The sequence below is a fragment of the Staphylococcus sp. GDY8P131P genome, assembly GCF_017891975.1.
Classification (GTDB): domain Bacteria; phylum Bacillota; class Bacilli; order Staphylococcales; family Staphylococcaceae; genus Staphylococcus; species Staphylococcus nepalensis.
This window is the reverse complement of record NZ_JAESKF010000014.1, coordinates 136668-159118: the sequence shown is the minus strand read 5'-3', so window position 1 is coordinate 159118 and position 22451 is coordinate 136668. Positions and strand designations below refer to the sequence as shown.

General features: G+C 32.3%; 22 protein-coding genes and 2 pseudogenes. 12 read left to right on the top strand and 12 right to left on the bottom strand.

The window, feature by feature from the left end; genetic code table 11:
- Positions 1–612 precede the first annotated feature (612 nt).
- The gene (locus KA894_RS11190) at positions 613–843 is read right to left on the bottom strand and encodes a hypothetical protein (protein WP_119488134.1); all 231 of its coding nucleotides are present in this window, start codon (positions 841–843) and stop codon (positions 613–615) included.
- Positions 844–939: 96 nt separating this feature from the next.
- On the opposite strand from KA894_RS11190, the pseudogene KA894_RS11185 reads away from it, so the two are divergent.
- Positions 940–1419: pseudogene (locus tag KA894_RS11185) on the top strand (replication initiator protein A); the annotation flags it as partial.
- Positions 1420–1438: 19 nt separating this feature from the next.
- Positions 1439–1560 (top strand): annotated as a pseudogene (locus KA894_RS14940) (protein rep); the annotation flags it as partial.
- Between the two features lie 126 nt (positions 1561–1686).
- Here the strand turns inward: KA894_RS14940 and KA894_RS11180 are convergent.
- The 7 genes from KA894_RS11180 to blaR1 form a co-directional block, all read right to left on the bottom strand.
- On the bottom strand, positions 1687–1884 hold the full coding sequence (locus KA894_RS11180; protein WP_107644515.1) for a hypothetical protein: 198 nt from the start codon (positions 1882–1884) through the stop codon (positions 1687–1689).
- Positions 1885–1905: 21 nt separating this feature from the next.
- Positions 1906–2292 carry a hypothetical protein gene (locus KA894_RS11175; protein WP_229719077.1) on the bottom strand — a complete coding sequence of 129 codons (387 nt, stop codon included), beginning with the start codon at positions 2290–2292 and terminating at the stop codon, positions 1906–1908.
- 407 nt (positions 2293–2699) lie between these two features.
- The gene (locus KA894_RS11170) at positions 2700–3515 is read right to left on the bottom strand and encodes an AAA family ATPase (protein WP_000160701.1); all 816 of its coding nucleotides are present in this window, start codon (positions 3513–3515) and stop codon (positions 2700–2702) included.
- The gene (locus KA894_RS11165) at positions 3508–4950 is read right to left on the bottom strand and encodes a Mu transposase C-terminal domain-containing protein (protein ID WP_000790709.1); all 1443 of its coding nucleotides are present in this window, start codon (positions 4948–4950) and stop codon (positions 3508–3510) included. The genes KA894_RS11170 and KA894_RS11165 overlap by 8 nt, the downstream gene beginning before the upstream one ends.
- Positions 4922–5515: a recombinase family protein gene (locus tag KA894_RS11160; protein ID WP_000690636.1), complete on the bottom strand. Its 594-nt coding sequence runs from the start codon at positions 5513–5515 to the stop codon at positions 4922–4924. The genes KA894_RS11165 and KA894_RS11160 overlap by 29 nt, the downstream gene beginning before the upstream one ends.
- 263 nt (positions 5516–5778) lie before the next feature.
- Complete coding sequence (gene blaI, locus KA894_RS11155) at positions 5779–6159, bottom strand: penicillinase repressor BlaI (protein ID WP_001284656.1); 381 nt, start codon at positions 6157–6159, stop codon at positions 5779–5781.
- Positions 6149–7906, bottom strand: a complete 1758-nt coding sequence (blaR1, locus tag KA894_RS11150; RefSeq protein WP_001096374.1) for a beta-lactam sensor/signal transducer BlaR1 — start codon at positions 7904–7906, stop codon at positions 6149–6151. Before blaR1 ends, blaI begins: the two co-directional genes overlap by 11 nt.
- Before the next feature lie 106 nt (positions 7907–8012).
- On the opposite strand from blaR1, the gene KA894_RS11145 reads away from it, so the two are divergent.
- The 3 genes from KA894_RS11145 (at position 8013) to KA894_RS11135 (ending at position 11528) form a co-directional block, all read left to right on the top strand.
- Entirely contained in the window at positions 8013–8858 is an 846-nt protein-coding gene (locus KA894_RS11145) for a BlaZ family penicillin-hydrolyzing class A beta-lactamase PC1 (protein ID WP_000733283.1), read from the top strand.
- A 474-nt stretch (positions 8859–9332) separates the two neighbouring features.
- On the top strand, positions 9333–9569 hold the full coding sequence (locus KA894_RS11140) for a hypothetical protein (RefSeq protein ID WP_001159903.1): 237 nt from the start codon (positions 9333–9335) through the stop codon (positions 9567–9569).
- Positions 9570–9575: 6 nt separating this feature from the next.
- Positions 9576–11528 (top strand): hypothetical protein, encoded by a 1953-nt coding sequence (locus KA894_RS11135; RefSeq protein ID WP_000163792.1) that lies wholly within the window; start codon positions 9576–9578, stop codon positions 11526–11528.
- 71 nt (positions 11529–11599) lie between these two features.
- On the opposite strand, the gene dfrG is transcribed toward KA894_RS11135, so the two are convergent.
- A complete protein-coding gene (dfrG, locus tag KA894_RS11130) occupies positions 11600–12097 on the bottom strand; it encodes a trimethoprim-resistant dihydrofolate reductase DfrG (protein ID WP_000868795.1) in 498 nt (165 codons plus the stop codon).
- Positions 12098–12614: 517 nt separating this feature from the next.
- Between dfrG and KA894_RS11125 the strand changes: the two genes are divergently transcribed.
- Positions 12615–13166: a recombinase family protein gene (locus KA894_RS11125; RefSeq protein ID WP_115341756.1), complete on the top strand. Its 552-nt coding sequence runs from the start codon at positions 12615–12617 to the stop codon at positions 13164–13166.
- A 232-nt stretch (positions 13167–13398) separates the two neighbouring features.
- On the opposite strand, the gene KA894_RS11120 is transcribed toward KA894_RS11125, so the two are convergent.
- The 3 genes from KA894_RS11120 to KA894_RS11110 all read right to left on the bottom strand — a co-directional run bounded on the left by KA894_RS11120 (position 13399) and on the right by KA894_RS11110 (position 15647).
- Positions 13399–13611: a hypothetical protein gene (locus KA894_RS11120; protein WP_115341757.1), complete on the bottom strand. Its 213-nt coding sequence runs from the start codon at positions 13609–13611 to the stop codon at positions 13399–13401.
- 685 nt (positions 13612–14296) lie between these two features.
- Positions 14297–14389 (bottom strand): type I toxin-antitoxin system Fst family toxin, encoded by a 93-nt coding sequence (locus KA894_RS11115; protein ID WP_108909077.1) that lies wholly within the window; start codon positions 14387–14389, stop codon positions 14297–14299.
- Between the two features lie 508 nt (positions 14390–14897).
- On the bottom strand, positions 14898–15647 hold the full coding sequence (locus KA894_RS11110) for a DeoR/GlpR family DNA-binding transcription regulator (RefSeq protein WP_096808063.1): 750 nt from the start codon (positions 15645–15647) through the stop codon (positions 14898–14900).
- Positions 15648–15804: 157 nt separating this feature from the next.
- Here KA894_RS11110 and KA894_RS11105 point away from each other — a divergent pair, with 157 nt between their 5' ends.
- From KA894_RS11105 to aldA, 6 genes are read left to right on the top strand one after another with little or no spacing between them, the layout of a single operon-like run.
- Positions 15805–17274: a rhamnulokinase gene (locus tag KA894_RS11105; RefSeq protein ID WP_119488133.1), complete on the top strand. Its 1470-nt coding sequence runs from the start codon at positions 15805–15807 to the stop codon at positions 17272–17274.
- Positions 17258–18517 (top strand): L-rhamnose isomerase, encoded by a 1260-nt coding sequence (gene rhaA / locus KA894_RS11100; protein ID WP_103372678.1) that lies wholly within the window; start codon positions 17258–17260, stop codon positions 18515–18517. The genes KA894_RS11105 and rhaA overlap by 17 nt, the downstream gene beginning before the upstream one ends.
- Positions 18518–19348 carry a rhamnulose-1-phosphate aldolase gene (gene rhaD / locus KA894_RS11095; protein WP_119488132.1) on the top strand — a complete coding sequence of 277 codons (831 nt, stop codon included), beginning with the start codon at positions 18518–18520 and terminating at the stop codon, positions 19346–19348.
- Positions 19348–19662, top strand: coding sequence for an L-rhamnose mutarotase (rhaM, locus tag KA894_RS11090; protein WP_107644404.1), 315 nt, complete (start codon positions 19348–19350; stop codon positions 19660–19662). Before rhaD ends, rhaM begins: the two co-directional genes overlap by 1 nt.
- 17 nt (positions 19663–19679) lie before the next feature.
- On the top strand, positions 19680–21017 hold the full coding sequence (locus tag KA894_RS11085) for an MFS transporter (protein ID WP_115341762.1): 1338 nt from the start codon (positions 19680–19682) through the stop codon (positions 21015–21017).
- A 3-nt stretch (positions 21018–21020) separates the two neighbouring features.
- Positions 21021–22451 (top strand): aldehyde dehydrogenase, encoded by a 1431-nt coding sequence (gene aldA / locus KA894_RS11080; protein ID WP_210133972.1) that lies wholly within the window; start codon positions 21021–21023, stop codon positions 22449–22451.

Here is a 22451-nt window from a genome sequence, read left to right as displayed (position 1 = left end):
TGGACACTCAAGCCACTTATAATCTATAAAAAAGGCTTTCTTTACGGAGATGGATTCCTTTTGAAGTTATCTAATTAGCGGTAGTCAATTAAAGCCAATTTCATTGAATAAATATGAATGTACGCAATCCTAAAAATTGTAATTTGCTTTAGTATATAATTTCAAAGGCTTGTTTCCTATATTAAGTAGGAGACAAGCCTTTTAGTTTTGGCTTAATTCATTATTTTTTAAAAATTGAGCGATACAGCCCAAAAAAGAAATAAAAAAATAGGGTTGGCGTTTTGTACAAATTGTTTCTGAAGGCATGATGTTTAAACCCGAATGAAACATAATAGATATACCCAGCAGAGATTAATATACTTTCACTATTGCTGATTTTGGCACGATTAAAAGACTCCTTATTCGATAAGGAGCCTTTTTAATATAGCTTCTGATAATCATTGCTTATGTTAACTTATTTTATAACTCAGCATTTGACATTACATTTTTTCTCGCTAGGTATTTTTTTAAACCTACCATATTAATTATTAATACGCCTACTATACTAATTGCTAATATAATTTTTTTCATAATTTGCCTTCTTTCTTTGTGAAAATACAACTTAAAGATTTATCAATTAACAGCCATTATTGGGATCTCAATATTTTTTGTTACTTTATGTTTAGCATCTCCAAATATATCTTTTCTTTGCAATTTTAGTTTTCTATTGTTTACGATAACTAATTCATATTTTTTCGTATTAACTTCTAAAAGAGTTGTCTCTTTGAAGTTGCCTGCAACATATTTAACTTCATAATTAAGGCCATTAGACTTTATTTCTTCAAAAAAAGGGTTGAATTTCACTTTTTCTTCTTGAACTAAAGTTTTAAAATTTTTGTTGTTATAAGCGATTGAATTTTCGAGTTTTGGTTGAGGTATAAGAATTAAAAATGTTACTAAAACAATGATACTAATTTAAATAATACTGATTATATTGATACTGCGAATAATGATACGAATGATTTGAAGGATATTTATAACAATTCAACAAACCCTAATCATTCGGATCATACAAATCACCAACAAACCGAGTTTAATAATGATGCACTTAAGTTCCAAGTACTCGAAGAATTGCCACAACAATTTCAAGATCATTTAAGTAAATTTGAAATTAGAGAAATTCGTATTATTAAAAGTGTATTACTCAAAGGGAAAAAATCATTTAATAATGCACATGATACCTATTACCGTTTAGAAGATGTTGAGTTTGAAATTGTAAGTGTGTTGAAACGTTTTAAAGCGATGCTGCTACAGAAAAATGAAACCTTTGAAGCAATGCAAGGCTATTTAATGCAATCGATTAAAGCTCAACTTGAAGAAATACACGCACTTAATATGCGACGTCAAAATATGAAACAACACAATATCTTTAATCAATAATTCATATGATTTTATAACAATCAAAGAAACCTCAAAATATTCGGTTAAGTCATCTGATTTTTTAACTAATGACGACGAAAAAATCAAGAAATCGTAAATGATTTTAAAGGTAGTAATAAAATATATAAAAAGTTGGTTATAGAGCAACTATTTTACATCATTAATGGTTTTTTATAACCTATTAGCATTTAACTCTATACAAAATAAGTGTAGCCGATTCACATATAAAAGCACTTATAAATTAATATAAGTGCCAATTATGACTATTTATTTAGAATGTTGATTTTTATTTTTTTTAAAATTATACATGCAAGATGCAATACCTAAGCCAAGCACTAAGATTACAAGAATATATACTGAATAATTATCTGTTTGTATATAAAACTTAAATAAAGCAAAGCTTAAAAAGGCAACAATAAAATAAACTGGTATGAATTTTCTTGACCATAATATTGAATTTTCCATATCAATTCTCCTAATCAATTTTTAAAAGCAAGAAGCAGCAGCTCCAGTAGCAGCTCCAGAAACGCCACCTACTATTCCACCAGCTACTGTACCAATACCAGGTACTGCTGAACCGACTCCTGCTCCACCTAAACCGCCAGTTCCTGTTCCGCCAGCAGTTCCTAGAGTACATTTAGCCCAGCCTTCTTTTTGATACTTATCTAAAACTTGTATGTCATAACCATCTTTTGTTTCTTTATATTTTAATACTACGTCTTTATCATCTTTATCTTTTGCTTCAGTAGGTAACTTTTCAGTTTTGCCTTTTTGATCCTTTAAAGTTACCACACCTTTATCATCTTGAGTACTTGTGACACCATCACGTTCTTCAATATGTAATGTACTTTCGTTAGGTTGACTTAATTTCACTTTATCTTTACTTTCAGCAGCATTAGCATTATTAAAAATACCTAATAATGATACAATTAAAGCCGCAATAATAATCCCTACTAAACTTTTACTTTTTCCAGATATTGCTAAATTGATAAATAAAACCCCTCTCTATTATGTTGCAGTTATATTACAATTTCATTGCAACTTAGATACAACGCTATCAGAAATATCTGGAAATAAAAAGGACTTTCTTAAAATTCTTATAATTTTTAGAATATTATTCTTCAGAAATCATATCAACTTCATTATTTATAACCATCGTTTTTGACACAAAACCTCTTAACTATAAATTGAGAGGTGTTACTTTACTTGATATATGAGAATGATTTTACCTAGTAAATGAGAAAAGCAATGTCCTATATTAAAGTACATTGCTTTTTCTATTAACGAATACCTATGACTAAACTATCTCTAGCTGTTTCTACAACTTCTGTACTGATTTTATCTAAGCCATTTATATCCATAATTCTATCTATCTGCGCAAATAAACGATGAATCAGCCTAAAATTCCCTTTTGTAATTTTAATAATCGTCGTTATTGCCTCATAATCAGTAAAGTCTTCGAGTTTTAAATCAAATCCTAAATCTTGCCACTTATATTCTAATATATGATGCGTCTCGTCTTTACTTAGATTATCAAATTCATGTGCAAAACCTATACGCGAATATAGTTGAGGATAACGAGATAGTTTTTTCTCTATACCTGGCATACCAATAAATATCATTGCTAAATTATGTTCATCATAAATAGCTCTTAATTGCTCTAAATGTTGCACTTTAAGGCGATCAATCTCATCTACTATAATTAAATCAATATATTTAAACATATCACTATAATGTTTACTATGATCATGACCATACTTATTTACGATGTGTAATTTTTGACCCAAATCAATACTTGCACTAATACTATATAGATCATTACTTAATCTTGTTTGTTTTTCAGCCGGTGCAGTATAAAATATCTTATTCACCGATAATATATCATCAGTCGTTTTACTAGCTAGATCTTCCCACCCTCTATGATTAACTTGCTTTTCAATAGTATTCCAATTTGTGTAATACCTAGAAGATAAAGTTTTTCCGACACCAGGTTGACCATAGCAGATCCCAATATATTGATATTTGATACAAGCATCGCAAAATTCAGCAAATCGTTTATACTCTTTCGTTTCAATGAAATTCTGATGTTTAGTCATTACGATACCTCTTTAATTTTTTGACGTTTTTAGTCGTTTCTTGAGGTGAATAACCATAATTTTTTTCTTCCTTAATTAAATCAGTGGTGCTTGGACTAGCAATATTTTGTTTTAAGTGTTTTCTTCTCTGACTACGTGCGTGTTGTATATCTTTTATATCAATTGAATAATCAGCTAAATCAGGAGATATTGCTGTACAAAGAAATTCATCTCTATAAAAAACACGTATTTCAGCCATATCATTGGGATTGTAACGAATTAATACATACTCACCTACATAAGCAGCTAGGTTTGTATTACTGTATCTAAAGCCTTGAAAATGAATGCCATCTGAATGAATTTTTCTAGATTTAGGTATTTCTAATAATAATAAATCAAGTTGTTCTAAACTGCTTGGCATATTAGGGAAAAAATGATTACTGTTCCACCGATTGATAGGAGTGCTCTGGATAACACTATGCTCTTTTTGATTATAATCTTCAATTAAAAAGTATCGTAATTTTTCTTCGAAATTTTGAAAATCTATTAAATCGCTAGGAGTATCATTATTGTTTATATATCCAGGAAGTTGCTCTAAGAAAGTTTGGTTAACTGTCTGAAAAAAACGTTCTATTTTCCCGCGACCACGAGGGACACCAACTTTTGAAAACATCAAGTTAATTTTCAAATCAATAGCGACTTGTTCCATGTGATGCGAGGTAAAGTCACTCCCGTGATCTGTGTAGAATTTTTCGGGTATACCACATACTGGCCAATTGGTATTATTCTTATTCCATATTGCTTGGTGTAGTGTTAATGCTGTATTTTGAGCATTAGGAGCTTCAAAACTTATAAAGTATCCTGCAATTGCGCGACTATAGTCATCCATAATAATGGTTAGCCAGGGTCTATTAATATTACCTGTTTGATCTAATATATAAATATCTAGCAAAGTATGGTCGGCTTGCCATATTTCATTGGGTCTTGAGGATTCTCTTATTTGTATTAAATCGTACTTATTTTGATAGTATTTTTCACCTTGGTGAGAGAAATCAATAACAGACTTAGGCATTGCTTTAATAATACTATAAACTTGTTTGTAGCTTGGTTTATCAAAATTATTTTCTATACAATAATTAACGATTTTCCTATGAATTGTAGCAATACTATTTCTTTTATTCTTGAGTGAAAGGCGTTTAATCTCGTCAATTATGTTTTGTTCTAATTTATGATCACCTTTATCAACTCTTGTATTATGAATTAGACCAGTAAGCCCTTCTTCCTTATATAATTTATTCCACCTATAAAGTGTACTTAATGCAATGTCCTTATTTTTAGAAATACTTGATAAAGATTGATTTCCCAAGATAAAAGGTTTTATTATATTGTACTTTTGAGTAGCTTCTTTACGTTTGGCTTCAGAAAAATTAGTTAGATACTTCTCCTTGTTTTTCATCTTCCTTGTCCTCCAATTTATTGAGGTAACGATAAATAGTTGTACGTGAAACTTGCCATTGTTCTGCTATTGTTTTAATGGGTGTGCCATTATCATAAAGCGTCTTAAGTAAATTCAAATCTTGTTTATTTAATTTTTCAGGCCTCCCTCCATATCTTCCTCTTGCACGTGCCGCAATTCGGCCAGCTGAAGAACGTTCTAAAATTAAATTACGTTCAAATTCTGCAAATGCTGCGAATAAATGAAATAATAATTGTCCTGTAGAACTTGATTTATCCATCGTTATATTTTCTTCTAAACTATGAAAACTCACGCCTCGTTCGTTAAGTTCATTAACTAATGTGATTAAATCCTCCATGTTACGTCCTAGTCTATCTAGTCTCCAAACAACAATGGTATCTCCTGACCTCGCAAATTCAATTGCTTTATCTAAACCAGGTCTTTTACTTTTTGAACCACTCATATGGTCATTAAATATCTTTTCACAACCATGTGTATTTAATCGATCTTCCTGTAAATTTAAATTTTGTAATCCAGTTGAAACTCTTGCATAACCTATTTTCAAAATACAAACCTCCTATATACACCTCCAGTGTACCATAACTTAATCACAAGGTCTTTTGTGAACATAGATTTTTTGTTGGGTTTTTGAACACATAATTCTATGTAATACATACTTATTTAGACATAAAAAACGAGTGTACAGAAAATGGTTATTTTCTGTACACTCTCATCTTTAATAATATATTTTAAATGTTATTAACAAAACTAATTTAATAAGAGTCAAGCATAGTTTACATATGTATTATGTTTGAAACATATCTCTAATTACTTTTTACTAATATCATTTAAAATGTCTCGCAATTCTTCAATTTCTTTGTTATTTAATTCTTCATTTTTCGCAAAATTCAGCACTAAACTTTTCATGTCCCCTCCATACAGTTTATTAAGAAAGGTTTTAGCAGTTTTCATTTTAATATCGTCTTCTTTAATATTTGATGAGTAAAAATAAATATTCTCTGATTTGTATCGTTTTATAATCTCTTTTTTATATAGTCTTGTGATTAATGTTCTAATCGTTTTATCGCTAACTTCTTTATATTTTTGAATTTCAACTACAATTTCATTAGCTGATACTGATTTTTTACCCCATATTATATTCATAACATCCCATTCAGCCATAGATATTTCAACTTGCTTATTGGCCATTTAAAACACCCATTTCTTTTAATATTTTTTCACTGATTAATTCAGCATTTTTCCCAGATGGCTTTCCATCTGATAAATGTGTAGCAAAATAATACTTATCATGATTTGTAATTACGTAACCTACAAACCACCCATTATTATACTTCCCGTTTACTATACCTGTACCTGTTTTCCCATACAGTTCATACTTTTCATTTTTCTTAATCAATAATGAAGAAGATAATTGATTCTTTGCTTTTTTACTAAAATGGTTATTTTGTTCCATCATATTTTTAAAAACTATTACTTGTTCAAGATTAGATATTTTCAAACTATCTTCCATCCAATAGCTTTTATAACTTCCCAAATTTTTATTACCATAATTTAATTGCTTGAGTTGAGTCGCAGTATAGTTCTTTGGTATTTGATCGCTAATACGTTCGAAGTACCAATTAACTGAATTTTGCATTGCTGTATTTAAATCTTGTTCCTTATTCCAAGCATCAAAAGGGTAATGCTTATGATTCCATGACATACGTGAATTTTCATCATTTATAATATGTCGGTCAAGTCCAAACATAGCTAAATAAATTTTATAAGTTGAATTAGGAGAATACCTTTTTCTACTTTCTTTTTCGTTATAAATATAGTATTTGTCTTTCTTCATGCTGTACATGACGAAAGATCCACTATTTGAACCAAAAATTTTACTTTTATCTAAAATTTGGTAATCGTTGTGTAAGGGCTTTTTATAATTATAATCAGTTATGGATTGCCCCATCAAAAACTGGCTTTGAATTACCATGAGCAAAAAAGTAAAAATACAAATAAAAATTAGAATTAATTTGGACTGTTTTTTCAGATTGGCTTCTTTTATATTAATTAATCTTCTTTTGAGTAATGACTTTTTACCATTAAATGAATGGCTTAATATATTTTTATTAAAAAATGGAACATTTAATACGGAGTCCATAATAGATTCCGCATAAGTTTTAAATTCATTTTTGTTAATATTATTAAGGACAAATCTATCGGCTTCTACTTCATTGTCATGAATTATCTTTCTTTTTACAATATGTACTAATGGATTGTAACTCATAATAATAGAGAAGATATTAAAGATAATTAAATGTAAAGTATCTCTATTTTTAGCATGAGCATATTCATGCAATATTATATATTTTAGTCTTTTGTCAATTACACTTTTAAAATATGAACTAGGAATCAAAATAATATATTTCCCATACCAAAAAGTTATTGGAGATTGAATAGTCTCTGCTTTTCGAATCACAATATTTTTTTTATATTGATGGTTGAAAAGTATCGTATCTATTTTATTTTTTTCATTTTCGTTTAGATAAAGTGACTGTTTCTTTAAATATTTAAGATATAATAAGGCTTTCAAAAATTTAAAACTTAAAATAATAACTAAAACTATCCAAATAACTGTGCAGATATTATCAATTGAATCCCAATTAAACTTATGGATATCTGTTGCGAACTCTTGAATAGGTTTGGTGGTATTTATGTTATGGTTCAAGTCGTGTGACTTACTTTCAACTGTGGGCGCTTGATTATTCACATTATTAAATTTAAAAAGAGAGAATTTAATAGGAATGAAAGGAATTAATCCTGCAAGAAGAGTTAGATACCAAACTTTATAATTTAACATATAATTAAAATAGCGTTTTAATATGTACCTAAAAAATAATAACAATAGAAATATAAAACAAAAGCTTACTATGCTCATTATTAATAACTTAGCCATTTCAACACCTTCTTTCAAATATTTATAATAAACTATTGACACCGATATTACAATTGTAATATTATTGATTTATAAAAATTACAACTGTAATATCGGAGGGTTTATTTTGAAAAAGTTAATATTTTTAATTGTAATTGCTTTAGTTTTAAGTGCATGTAATTCAAACAGTTCACATGCCAAAGAGTTAAATGATTTAGAAAAAAAATATAATGCTCATATTGGTGTTTATGCTTTAGATACTAAAAGTGGTAAGGAAGTAAAATTTAATTCAGATAAGAGATTTGCCTATGCTTCAACTTCAAAAGCGATAAATAGTGCTATTTTGTTAGAACAAGTACCTTATAATAAGTTAAATAAAAAAGTACATATTAACAAAGATGATATAGTTGCTTATTCTCCTATTTTAGAAAAATATGTAGGAAAAGATATCACTTTAAAAGCACTTATTGAGGCTTCAATGACATATAGTGATAATACAGCAAACAATAAAATTATAAAAGAAATCGGTGGAATCAAAAAAGTTAAACAACGTCTAAAAGAACTAGGAGATAAAGTAACAAATCCAGTTAGATATGAGATAGAATTAAATTACTATTCACCAAAGAGCAAAAAAGATACTTCAACACCTGCTGCTTTCGGTAAGACTTTAAATAAACTTATCGCAAATGGAAAATTAAGCAAAGAAAACAAAAAATTCTTACTTGATTTAATGTTAAATAATAAAAGCGGAGATACTTTAATTAAAGACGGTGTTCCAAAAGACTATAAGGTTGCTGATAAAAGTGGTCAAGCAATAACATATGCTTCTAGAAATGATGTTGCTTTTGTTTATCCTAAGGGCCAATCTGAACCTATTGTTTTAGTCATTTTTACGAATAAAGACAATAAAAGTGATAAGCCAAATGATAAGTTGATAAGTGAAACCGCCAAGAGTGTAATGAAGGAATTTTAATATTCTAAATGCATAATAAATACTGATAACATCTTATATTTTGTATTATATTTTGTATTATCGTTGACATGTATAATTTTGATATCAAAAACTGATTTTCCCTCTATTATTTTCGAGATTTATTTTCTTAATTCTCTTTAACAAACTAGAAATATTGTATATACAAAAAATTATAAATAATAGATGAATAGTTTAATTATAGGTGTTCATCAATCGAAAAAGCAACGTATCTTATTTTAAGTAGTTCAGTTTTGGAGTACAAAAAGTGAAAATGTAAACCTAAATGAGTATCAAATTGCAACTGAATTTGATACTCGTTTTTTATTGTTAAATCAACGTTTGTTGTTAATTTACACCACAAAATGTAAGTTAAAATGTATATAAAAATGCGAACGTGAAATAATTATTGTAGGAATGCAAATTGGTGTGTTAAAATGGTTACAATTTACTAAGCAAAAAGGGGTGCATTTTCCTATGCAATTTCTTGAGCCAAAAAATAAGAACGCTAAGTCTGTGGATTGGGAAATATCAGAGCAAGTAAGGGTGATAGTTAAGCAATACGCTGAATATGCAGAGCGTACTGAAAGCGAAGCAGTGGATGAATTCTTATTGAACATTTTAGACGATAAGAAGTTTATTGAATGGATTGCCAACAAGCGAAGTAATAAGCGGATTGTTGAAAAAATGGGTATCAAAGATAGAGTGGGTTGATAGACAATGACCAAGCTTAAAAGATTAGCCACGAAGGAAGATGAAATTGTAGATGTTAAAATTCCGATTTCAAACGAAGAATTAAAAGATAGGGCTAAACAATATGATTTATTAACTCCAAAACGATTTGCAACAAGGTATAACAAAATGTTGTTCTTGCCAACGTCTTTTAAATGGAACGGTTCTGAATATCCCATTCAATATAATTACTGCATCAATCCGTTTTGTTGTAATTTTGGGAAAGAACAGCACAAATTCAAAGATGTAAAAGGGAAACCAAGTCGATATAAAATGACTGGTAGTTCCAAAGATAAAGGTCATAAAGGTATGTACTGCAATGACAATCCTATTGGCAGAGGTGTATCGCAAAACTGTACAGTAACCCCTTTATCTAATTGGTCTGTTGTTGAAGAAATTAAACGCCTTATAGAAATCAATAGCATCCAAGATGTTGAGCCAGATTATCAATTTCATAAAGAAGGCTGCTCGGAAGAAGAATCAACCCCATTCAATGAGCCGAAGCAATTTTACAAAAGGGGGAAAAGTAGGGGCAAATCTCAACGCTATCAATGTAAGGCGTGTAAGAAGTTCACTAATGTTCTACCAAAAAGAGAAGAAACCACTACTTATCACCAACAAAAGAACACCATTCTTCCAATGTTCGCTAAGATGGTTGTTGGAAGGGTTTCAGTCAGTCGTACTTGTGATATTTTAGGAATTGGAGTTGGAACCTACTATCATAAGCTGGAGTGGCTGTATAGGCGTTGTTTGGAGTTTTTAGAACGATATGAGACACAACCCCTTCAAACAAAGAAATTTAACGAGATGTGGCTTAATACGGACAAGATGCACTACTACCTAAATAACGTCCGTAAGAAAGGACAAGGTTCAAAGAAATATACGGGGTTTGAAGACCTTAATATGCAAACGTATATAGTTGTATCTGCTGAGGTCTTATCAAGATATGTGTTCCGTTCTGATGTTGCCTATGATTGGAATATTTCAATGGATGAATTAAATGAAGATACAAGAAAATTCAAAGAAGACCATCTCAATACTTTTAGTCGTAAAAATGATAGGTTAGATTGGTCTTATTATCCACAAGAACCATCCGCTAACGATAGCGAAAATAGGAATGCTTATCTTCACGAATTAGGGAAAATTACTAATAGGAGTAGATTTGTCGATGGTTTAAATGTTGATGCTCCTTATACTACAACTGCTCACTATTGGTTAATTAAACAAATGGTTAATGCCGACGAATGGCGAATGATTAGTGATGATGACTTCTCTATTAGAAACGCCTTTTATAGAGTATTCACGAAAGAATTAAGGTTGAGCGATGCACATCATTTTATTTGCCAAGTTAACAAGACGAAAAGCAGAAAACAATGCTTAAAAGAATTCGGACAAGCAAAAGCAGAACTGCTCGATTGGGGAGATATCAGAGGATTCAAAACAAAGTTTCTACGGACTTTGGCATCTCATTATCTAACTGAATTACTAACAAGTCATCAATTCCACGAAGAGGCTATTAGTAAAGATGGAGAAAGATATCGCAAATATGCCGATAACCCTATCAAACATCCATTAGCCACTAAGGATAAAGGATTTTATTCAGTTGATTGTAGAACGGATTTATCTGCTCTGGAACCAAACGAAATCGCAAAGATGCTATTAAATGTTAATGACCATTCGACCAATAGCTTTATTCAACAGATAAGACGTTATATATCATCTCTTGAAAGACCATTAACAACAGCTCGTGGTGATAAGAAGAGCTATATTTACGCTAACTTCAATCCGAAGTATGCTCAATTTGCGATTACAATTCTAAGAACTTACTACAACTTTTGTCGCCCTTTTAAATCAGCGGATAAAAAGGTTTTGACACCTGCTCAAAGATTAGGGATTACAGATAAACAATTTGATTGGAAAGATATAATTTATTTCAAATGACAAAAAGAGCTTGGAGTAATCCCAAGCTCTTGTGCTTTATCTTTACTGTTCTTCTTCAATTAACGCACCCGTTAACTCAATAAGTTTTTTCTTTCATATACATGAAAATAGTAGTTATACGGATTTTTATCATTCTTTATCCCTTTTTGGGCAAATACCTCATTCCATTCCTCATAATTCACTTCTGGAAAAAAAGTATCTCCTTCGAATTCATGATGTATTTTTGTGATGTACATTTTCTCAACATAAGGGAAAAACAAATTATAAATCTGTTCTCCTCCGAAAATAAAAATTTCTTCTTCGTTTTTACATAACTCAAAAACATCTTCTATTGAATGAACAATTTCACAACCATTAAAGGTAAACCCCTTATCTCTCGTCAGAATAATATTTCTTCTGTCAGGTAAGGCTCTTCCGATTGATTCAAGGTTCTTCCTACCTAATATTATCGGATGTCCCTTTGTAGTATTTTTAACATATTCCCAGTCCTTGGGAATCCTCCAAGGAATGTCATTCTCTTTGCCAATCACTCTATTCTTATCCATCGCAGCAATCAAAGAAACTTTCATTTATAACACAGCCTTTTTAACTAATTTACCATCTAATTTCTTATTTCTATCAAAAAACCTTTTCTCATTATCCTGCCCGTTAGTTGAATAAGCAATTTTTTCTATAAGTTATATTATCATAATACCACAAAATCACAAATTTTCATTCAATTATCATTTTCAATTGCATTTTATAAATCATTTTGTATGTAATTTGGTATGTAAGTTAAAATGAAAAAAGTAGTCCATTTTGAAGTACATTTTGTCATTTTGTACTCCAAAACTGAACTACTTAATCTTATTTAAAGTGCGTTGCTTTTTTCTCATTTATAAGGTTAAATAATTCTCATATATCAAGCAAAGTGACATGAGAGGTTTTTCTTAGATATTTAAGTCTATAAACTTGTGTTATAATCAATGTATCAAAAATTTCAAAAAACATGAGTTTTTAGACGCTGACAGACGCGTTTATTTGCATCGAGAATTATATTTCGTTAATAAGCCCGCCCATAAAACGATTAAAAGAGGTGGTATTCAAATGGCTAAAATTGGTTATGCACGTGTATCAACACAAGACCAAAGTCTTGATGGACAGATTGATACACTTGAGGAATATGGTTGTGAACGTATCTTTAGCGAAAAAGCGAGTGGTCGTAAAACGAAAAGAACGGAACTTGATAAATGTTTAGACTATTTACGTGAAGGAGATATCCTGGTTATCTATAAACTAGATCGTCTTGGACGTACAACAAAGCAACTAATTGAGTTATCCCAGTGGTTGGATGATAATAACATAGATTTACATATTATAGATATGAACGTATCAACCAAAGATGCGATGGGCAAAATGTTCTTTACCATGATGAGTGCATTTGCTGAACTCGAAGCTAATTTATTAAGTGAACGTACGAAAAAAGGTCTAGAAGCTGCAAGAGCAAGAGGAAGAAAAGGTGGACGACCTTCATTACCTGACCACAAGAAAAGAGAGATTAAATTCTTATACGATGAACAAAAACTTACTGGTGAAGAAATTGCTAAACAAACTGGAGTCAGCCGTTCTACTGTTTATAGGATTCTCAAAAATTTATAACAGGCTACACTTAGTTGGAAAACTCTTGTGGGTGTTTTTTAGCTGACGCATTATCATGGAGATCAGCTCTTGAGAATTAATGAAAGTTCAATACCAAGTTACTTTAGGAGTCAACAAAAACTAGACTACTTATCTCCTATAGAATTCAAGGAATTAGCAGCCTAGAAAATAGTGTTTTTAATAAATGCTCATTTAAAGGATTCAGTGCCTAACATTCGGGCTTTGTATTTATCTATTTAAATTTATTATTGTTAATGTAGTTATTACTATTGTTATATTTTTTGACATTAATTACTAATGAATAAACTCCTAAAACAAGCATAATCATAGGAAGAATAATAATGATATATATAGTCAATTCTCCAAAAATGTTAGTAACAAATGCTAAAGCAAATATGATTAATAATATAAAAACTAAAAGATTTAACATGACTGTTTTACTCATAAATTCACTCCTTTTATGCTGATAATATAATTTTAAATTTATTCTACTTAATTAATAACTACTTACCTTTATCATTCTTATCATTTTTTCTTTCTACAAAGAAATATATAATTAAAATAATAAAAGGGATAGACGCTGAAACTAGTACTGAATAACTACCATTTTTAATTAAAATTGGCACACATATAGCTGCTACTATTATACAAACTAGTAATATAAGTAGGAGGTACAGTTTGTTTTTACTCACCTAAAAATCGCTCCTTCAAGTAAAATCCATTCATACTGTAACACATCATATAATCTTTTCATATTGATGGTTTTGCCTAGCTAAAAGGATGTCTCCTTTTGCTTTTTCTAACTTTTTTAAGTATAGTAACTTAGTATATTTTTTAAAATTTATTAATATCCCTCTAAATAATGCTATTAATGGGTTTCCAAAGTGAAGTTGAAACAATAAGAGTTAAAAAAGCTCATAGACACTGATTTACTATCCGAAGAAATTTTAGATAAGCGACCTAATTGTCTATGTCTTAATCAGCCTATTTTAAGAAGTTAAAATCCTGTTTTTGCGTTTCTCCATACTATGATGTTATAATGTAAATAACAAAGAGAGTTCCATAGGTACACCAATCCCCTCACTACCGGAAATAGTGAGGGGATTTTTTGGTGCAGCTATGTCGCCTTATTATTTGTTACGATTGTTTAGCCAGAACGAGAAGATCGCAACAATGCATCCTGAAATCACAGGTGCAATTATACTAACAAAGAGAATTACCATAGGTTTCACCTCCTTCCGTCGAAAATATCGCCGGAAGTTAAGGCGACTCCATTATTATACCATCTGTAAGCACGTAAGCATATGCACTTCCGAGAAGTTAAATTATGTTGAATAGAAAGCATATCTCCTTATTAAAATTCCATATTTTATATGTCTCGATTTAATATTTAAACTTTTATGAAAAATTCTAATGATTCATAAATCCTCTTCCTTTTTATATAATTATACCATTATATAAATTAATTATCTTGAGGTATAACGCTAAGCAATCTTGGAAAAAGTGTCAATATTTGAAACAACTTTTTCAGCTGGAGAAACTAGCGTATTACTAAAAAAGCACATGAATATCATGAAAGCATCAACCAATTTAAAATGCTCTATCACCGATAAACAAAGAAACACTACAATATTTTTAATAAAGACAGACACCCACTACTTTTGTGTACAGCATAAGTAGTGGGTGTTTTATGTTGTTAGTAAGTCTGGCGTGGGTGTAGCCAAACATTGGTTATAACACAATCGTTGACGCTTTAGCGAATATGTTCTGCCATGTGTGGTCGAGTTCTGTATCAGTGACAATGTAGTCAATATCAGATAATTGCGCGAATGTAATAAGACTGGTCTTATCGAATTTTGAGGTGTCGACCGCTAAAATAACTTTATTGGCTTTGCTAATCATTAACTCTTTGATGTGCGCTTCATACTCATTCGAATCAGTAATCATGCCATCTTTAGTTAAGGACTTACAACTTAAAATAGCATAGTCAGGATTAAATTTATGAATGGATTCAATTGTTTGCGGCCCAACTAATGCTGATGAGTGTTTTAAGAGTTTACCTCCAGTCGAATTAATTTCGAGTGATGACTGGTTTAACTCATATAAGGCATTGACTGCGTTTGTAATAATATGGATTTTTTTATCAGTAATTGCGAATTGTTTTAACGTTTCGATAACTGTTGAACTTGAGTCTGAAAATAAGCTAGTATCGTCTTCAATAAAGTGATTGATTTTTTTAGCAATCTTAAGCTTGGCTTCTTTATTCCGTGTGTGGCGAACAGAATAAGGTAGTTCTTCAGACTTTAATAATTTAGCTCCACCGTAATTACGTTCAGCAATGCCTTCTTTTTCTAATTTTTCTAAGTCTCTGCGGATAGTTTCTTCAGAGACATTAAATGTTTCTGCTAATTTACTTACGTAAACAACGTTGTTTACGTATAACTCATTCAGTAAATTTTTTCTCCGTTCAAAAGGCTTCATCTGTCATTGCTCCTAATTTGTTTTTCTCTAGTATAGCATAACCTAGCCTAAAACCTCACATATCACCATTATAAACAACAACAAACAACAAAATATGTGGTTTATTGTTGATTTGTGATAACTATAGCTCTATAATGTAAACCAAAGAGGTGAAGAAATGAAAAATTACATCGCAGTTGATATTGGTGCGTCAAGTGGAAGAGCAGTCCTAGCGCATGTAGAAGACGGAGATATCAAAATACAAGAAATTAATCGTTTTGCTAATGGATTTACCACACAAAATCAACAAGAAGTGTGGGATGTTGATTATTTGTTTGATGAGATTATAATATCACTCGAACGAGCCAAAACGCTAGGCGTCCGTTCATGTTATTTAAGTATAGATACCTGGGGTGTAGACTATATTTTTTTAGATGATAAAAGTAAGCGCTTGCAAGAAGCGGTGTCATATAGAGACACGCGTACGAACCATACAATGGAGAAAGTATTTCAATTAATAACTAAGCACGATATTTATAACAAGACGGGTATTCAATTTTTACAATTTAATACGTTATTTCAGTTATATGAAGAATGTAAATCGGTAAAACAACAAGCAGAATATATTTTATTAGTTCCGGATTATTTAAACTTTCGCTTAACTGGGCGATTAACTAACGAAGTTACTAATTTAAGTACTACACAATTATTAGACTTATATGGCTATAACTTAAATAACGAATTGTTAGAAATAGTCGATATCAAGCCTCAACAGTTTGCAGAAGTGGTTGAACCTGGCACATATCTTGGAGATGTGAGACCCGATATTCATAAGTTGCATAATTTACCAGAAACGTGTGTTTATGCGACCGCGTCGCATGATACTGCTTCTGCAGTATTAGGATCAGTAGGTCATAGTGGGAAAGATTGGGCATTTTTATCCAGTGGGACGTGGTCATTAATTGGTCAAGAATTATCAGAGCCTATTGTCTCTGAAAATGCTTTTAATCAGGGCTATTCCAATGAAAGAGGGATTCAAGGAACTTATAGGTTTTTGAAAAATATTATAGGTATGTGGATTATCCAAAGAGTCCGTAAAGATTGGCCCAAGAATTATACATTTCCCGAAATGGTAAAACAGGCACAACAACATACTGATTTTAAAGTGTTCGTTGATTTTAATGATGCACGCTTTATAAATCCAAATAACATGGTTGAAGCTATTCAAACCTATTGCATTGAGACTGGACAATCCGTTCCACAAACTATAGGAGAATTAGCACAAACAGTGTATTTAAATTTAGCTATCATTTATGCAGTTTCTATAGAGGCATTGAATGAGATAACAGGGTCGACGATTGAAGTTATTAATATTGTAGGCGGTGGCTCTAATAATGAATATTTAAATGAACTTACAGCTTATTATACGAACTGCGATATTATTGTAGGCCCTGTAGAAGCTACAGTTTTTGGTAACTTAGCAGCCACAATGATCGCGACAGAACAATTTAAAGATATAGCAGAAGCGAGACAAGCAATTGCACAGTCAAACATGCTGCAACATATCATGACACCTAAAGATACAACAGACAGAATCACTGATATTAATTTATTTAAGGAGGCAACACAATATGCACACAAATTATAAAGAAGCATTTGCGTTAGCAAAACAACAATATGAATCAATAGGAGTTAACGTAGAAGCCGCATTAGATAAACTAAAGGATATTAAAATTTCTATTCATTGTTGGCAAGGGGATGATATCGAAGGCTTTTTATTTAATCAGGAACTATCAGGTGGTATTTCGGTAACAGGTAATTATCCTGGTAAAGCACGTAATGGTGCAGAACTACGCAGTGACTTAGAAGAAGCGCTTAAACATATCCCAGGAAATCATAAAATTAACTTACACAGTATTTATGCTGAAACAGAAGAAACGATTGATTTAGATGAGATTGAGCCTAAGCACTTTAGAAATTGGGTAGAATGGGCGAAACAACACAGTTTAGGGTTAGATTTTAATCCAACGTGCTTCAGTCACGAAAAAGCAGCAGACGGCTTAACATTAGCACACCCACAACAAGAAATTCGTGATTTTTGGATTGAACATTGTAAACGTGCACGCCAAATCGGTGCTTATTTTGGTCAAGAATTAGGCCAAGCGTCAATTACTAATATATGGGTACCTGATGGGTACAAAGATACACCTGTAGATCGTCTGACACCGCGGAAACGTTTAATGAATAGTTTGGATGAAATTTTCAGCGAAGACATTGATGAAGCCTATAACGTAGATACTTTGGAAAGTAAATTATTTGGTATCGGCTCAGAAAGTTATGTAGTAGGATCTCATGAATTTTATATGGGTTATGGCTTAACACGCAATAAACAAATTCTATTAGACGCTGGTCATTATCATCCAACTGAAGTTGTGTCTAACAAATTATCAGCTTTGTCATTATTTACTAAAGGTTTAAGTTTACATGTGTCACGACCGGTGCGATGGGATAGCGACCATGTCGTAACGTTAGATGATGAATTAAATGAAATAGCTAAAGAATTAATTTATAACGACTTAATAGATACGACAACTGTAGGCCTAGATTTCTTTGATGCTTCTATCAACCGTGTAGCCGCATGGGTTATTGGTACTAGAAATATGCAAAAAGCGTTATTAAAAGCACTATTAGACCCGGTGACACAATTAAAAGAAGCTGAACTAACTGGAGATTTTACGCAACGTTTAGCATTACAAGAAGAAATGAAAACTTATTTATTTGGTGCTATTTGGGATGAATTTTGTCTTAGAAATGATGTAGAGCCAGGTTTAAATTGGTATGGAGCTATTAAAGATTATGAACAAAATGTATTGGCAGAAAGAGGGATATAAATGGAAAAATTTATCGATTCGCCTATGATTAAATCATTATGCAATATTACTAATGTGATGTACAACAAAGACTGGGATGAACGTAACGGAGGTAATATCTCGTGGATTATTGATGATGATAAAGTAGCACCTTTCTTAGATGGTTTCACGGGAAACACACGTAATATTGCCTTGCCGTTTACTGTTGAGGCGTTAGCACAACGCTATTTATTAGTTACAGGAACAGGAAAATATTTTAAAAATATTAAAGACGATCCTCAAGACACACTTGGTTTAATTCAAATCGCTGCTGATGGTAAAAGTTATGACATTTTATGGGGGTTTGTGAATGGTGCATATGCGACAAGTGAATTGCCCACGCATTTAATGAATCATGCCCAACGCCTAGCAGTTGATGAAAATCATAGAGTCATCATGCACTGCCATGCGACACACACGATTGCGATGACGTTTGCACATGAATTAGATGAAAAAGCATTGACCAAAACGTTATGGAAGATGTGTACAGAGTGTTTAGTTGTATTCCCAGATGGTATCGGTGTTATTCCTTGGGTAGTCCCTGGAACAGAAGAAATCGGACAATTAACGGCAGAGAAAATGACATATTGTCGAAGTGTATTATGGCCATTTCACGGAGTTTTTGGTGCTGGACAAGACTTAGATGAAACATTTGGTTTGATTGAAACAATTGAAAAAGCAGCAGAAGTTTATACGTATGTTCAAGCGCAAGGTGGCACGAAGCAAGAAATTAGTGATGAACAACTTAGTGCACTTGCACAAGAGTTTAATGTAGAACCAAAAGCCGGCTATTTAGAGGTAGGTGTGAAGTAATGCCACAGCTAGCCTCAGTCATGTATGTGAAAGAAGGGTGTCACGCAGAGTACAAACGTCGCCATGATCAGATATGGCCTGAAATGAAACAACTATTAAAAGACCATGGTGTGAGTGATTATCATATTTATTTAAATGAACGTACCGGTGAATTATTTTCGGTCTTAACAATAGAAGATGAAACACTACACGCTGAAATTGCGCAACAAACGATATGTCGTCAGTGGTGGGATTATATGGCAGATATTATGAATGTGAATGATGATAATAGTCCGAAGTCAATCGAGTTAACAGAAGTGTTTTTCCTAGAATAAAAAAAGGGGATGGAAAAATGAACTTAAAACCTAAAAAAACAACAGGATGGGTGGCAACGATTGCGATTGCAATGGCGAACTATATCGAAGCTGGTTCCATCATTGCCGCAGCGAGTAGTTTATCACTGTGGCAAGCGTATTTAAATATTGATAACATGCAAATTGGTTTGTTGAGTGCATTGAGTGCAAATGCTTTGGGAGCAGCAATTGGTGCATTGATAGGCGGTCCAATTACAGATAAATTGGGACGTAAATTTATTTTCAAATATGATTTAATTCTATATATGTTAGGCATACTAGCAATTATTTTATCATTTAACTTCTCAATGCTATTGATTGGTACTATTGTTGTCGGTATTGCAGTTGGTATCGGCGTGCCTGTTGCGTGGACGTATATTGCAGAAGAAGCGCCTGAAGATGAGCGTGCGAAACGTGTAGGTACAGCACAACTGGCTTGGTCCATTGGCCCTGCAATCACTTTTTTATTAGCAGTTATTGTTGCACCCATGGGCTTGTTAGGTTCACGTTTGATTTTTTTACATCTATTCATTATTGCAGGTGTAACTTGGTGGATCCGTCAAGGTATGAATGAATCTGAAATTTGGGAAGCAGAAAAAGCGAAAGAGAAAGCAGAAGCGGCTCATGATATTAAAAAAACATCAGTAATTAAAGAATTATTTACCAACCCTGTGAATTTAAAAGCGATGTTATTATTAATGGGTATTTACCTGTTTTGGAACTTAACTTCTGGCGCTATGGGTTATTTTATGCCATTTATTTATGAAAGCGTTGGCGGTTTATCTGGCGCTCAAGCGAACATTTTACAAGCCATGTTGTGGTTCTTAACAGTAGTGACGACATACTTTGGCTTTATGAAGTTAGGAGATAAAGTTAATCAACGACTATTATTTGGCGTTGGCGCAGTTATGGGTATCGTGGCATGGTTAATTTTAACATTTGCGCCAATGAACTGGGTTTCACTCATATTGTTCGTTGTACTTTGGGGTTCATCTGCAGGTATTGGAGCGCAAGCCTTTTATGCACTATGGACGAGTGAACTCTTCCCAACAAGGTACCGCGCAGGGGCACAAGGATTAATGTACTTTATTGTACGTACTGGTATTTCAATTTATTCCTTTGTCTTACCGACGATTTTGGCGACGTTAGGTTTTAAAGTTACCGGTATAATTATGATTAGTTTCTTAGCCATTCACACTATAATAGGCTTAGTATTAACACCGAAAACGCAAGGCAAGACATTAACACAAATTGAAAAAGAGCGTTATGGCGACAGTGCAAACATTCAAGTAAAAGAAGCAGCGCAAGCAAATAATTTAAAAGAAGTGAGGGGTTAAGTGATGTATCAAATTAAAGATTATGTAAACGGCCAATTTGTAGAGCGACCAGGAGCACCCGTAATTGATGTTATAAATCCAGCGACAGAGGATATTATTGGACAAACCTATGTAGGTACACAATTGCATACTCAAGAAGCAATTTATAGTGCACAACAAGCACAAATTGATTGGAGCGAAGTGCCTGCTATTGAAAGAGCACAATATTTAAAGAAAATAGCCACGGGAATACGCGAACGTAACGAAGAGTTAACGGAAGTCATTATCAAAGAAGGCGGAAAAACGCGTGATTTAGCCAGTACAGAAGTATTTTTTACTGCTGACTATTTAGATTATATGGCGGAGTGGGCGCGTCGTTTTGAAGGTGAGATTATTCAAAGCGATCGTAAAAACGAGCATATTTTATTGTATAAAAAACCGCTTGGCGTTACATCAGGTATTTTACCTTGGAATTTCCCATTCTTTTTAATCGCACGCAAAATGGCGCCAGCATTAGTAACTGGTAATACAATTGTCGTAAAACCATCAGAAGAGACGCCTATTAACGCTTTAATTTTTACTGAGATTTTAGATACAGTAGGCTTACCGCCAGGGGTTTTCAACTTAGTCAATGGTGCCGGCGAAGTTGTTGGTGATGAACTCGCACGCAATGAAGCAATTGAACTCGTATCGATTACAGGTAGTGAAAGTGCAGGGAAAAAAGTCATGGAAGCGGCGAGCCGCAATGTTACAAAAGTAAATTTAGAGTTAGGTGGTAAAGCACCAGCCATTGTCTTAGAAGATGCTGACATTGACAAAGCAGTACAATATATTATTGATTCACGTATTATCAATAGCGGTCAGGTGTGTAACTGCGCAGAAAGAGTCTATGTGCAATCATCCATACAAGATCAATTTGTAGATAAATTAGTAGCAAAAATGGCTGAAGTAACGTACGGTAACACGTTAGATAGTGATTATGATATGGGACCACTAATTAATAAAAAAGCCCAAAAAAATGTGCATCATCACGTAGAACAAGCTATTCAACAAGGAGGACACTTAGTATGTGGCGGCGTTCTACCTAAAGGTAAAGGTAACTTTTATCCAGCAACCGTAATTACAGATTGTCATAACGACATGGAAATCATACAAGAAGAAGTTTTCGGACCTGTATTACCCGTCGTGAGTTTTGAAACTATTGATGAAGCAATAGCGCTCGCAAATGATAGCAGGTTTGGTTTGACTTCATCTATTTACTCTAACGATATGAAACAAGTCTTTAAAGCTGTAGATCGCTTAGAATTTGGCGAAACGTATATTAATAGAGAAAATTTTGAAGCTATGCAAGGTTTCCATGCAGGCGTTAAACATTCAGGCATTGGCGGTGCTGACGGCAAGCATGGCTTAGAAGAATATTTACGCACACATGTCGTATATATGAATATAGAATAA

Excerpts from the sequence above, each read along its gene's own strand:
- KA894_RS11180 (WP_107644515.1), bottom strand. The coding sequence starts at position 1,884 with ATGGAAAATTCAATATTATGGTCAAGAAAATTCATACCAGTTTATTTT.
- KA894_RS11170 (WP_000160701.1), bottom strand. The coding sequence starts at position 3,515 with ATGACTAAACATCAGAATTTCATTGAAACGAAAGAGTATAAACGATTT.
- KA894_RS11165 (WP_000790709.1), bottom strand. The coding sequence starts at position 4,950 with ATGAAAAACAAGGAGAAGTATCTAACTAATTTTTCTGAAGCCAAACGT.
- blaI (WP_001284656.1), bottom strand. The coding sequence starts at position 6,159 with ATGGCCAATAAGCAAGTTGAAATATCTATGGCTGAATGGGATGTTATG.
- blaR1 (WP_001096374.1), bottom strand. The coding sequence starts at position 7,906 with ATGGCTAAGTTATTAATAATGAGCATAGTAAGCTTTTGTTTTATATTT.
- KA894_RS11140 (WP_001159903.1), top strand. The coding sequence starts at position 9,333 with ATGCAATTTCTTGAGCCAAAAAATAAGAACGCTAAGTCTGTGGATTGG.
- KA894_RS11135 (WP_000163792.1), top strand. The coding sequence starts at position 9,576 with ATGACCAAGCTTAAAAGATTAGCCACGAAGGAAGATGAAATTGTAGAT.
- dfrG (WP_000868795.1), bottom strand. The coding sequence starts at position 12,097 with ATGAAAGTTTCTTTGATTGCTGCGATGGATAAGAATAGAGTGATTGGC.
- KA894_RS11125 (WP_115341756.1), top strand. The coding sequence starts at position 12,615 with ATGGCTAAAATTGGTTATGCACGTGTATCAACACAAGACCAAAGTCTT.
- KA894_RS11120 (WP_115341757.1), bottom strand. The coding sequence starts at position 13,611 with ATGAGTAAAACAGTCATGTTAAATCTTTTAGTTTTTATATTATTAATC.
- KA894_RS11115 (WP_108909077.1), bottom strand. The coding sequence starts at position 14,389 with ATGGTAATTCTCTTTGTTAGTATAATTGCACCTGTGATTTCAGGATGC.
- KA894_RS11110 (WP_096808063.1), bottom strand. The coding sequence starts at position 15,647 with ATGAAGCCTTTTGAACGGAGAAAAAATTTACTGAATGAGTTATACGTA.
- KA894_RS11105 (WP_119488133.1), top strand. The coding sequence starts at position 15,805 with ATGAAAAATTACATCGCAGTTGATATTGGTGCGTCAAGTGGAAGAGCA.
- rhaA (WP_103372678.1), top strand. The coding sequence starts at position 17,258 with ATGCACACAAATTATAAAGAAGCATTTGCGTTAGCAAAACAACAATAT.
- rhaD (WP_119488132.1), top strand. The coding sequence starts at position 18,518 with ATGGAAAAATTTATCGATTCGCCTATGATTAAATCATTATGCAATATT.
- rhaM (WP_107644404.1), top strand. The coding sequence starts at position 19,348 with ATGCCACAGCTAGCCTCAGTCATGTATGTGAAAGAAGGGTGTCACGCA.
- KA894_RS11085 (WP_115341762.1), top strand. The coding sequence starts at position 19,680 with ATGAACTTAAAACCTAAAAAAACAACAGGATGGGTGGCAACGATTGCG.
- aldA (WP_210133972.1), top strand. The coding sequence starts at position 21,021 with ATGTATCAAATTAAAGATTATGTAAACGGCCAATTTGTAGAGCGACCA.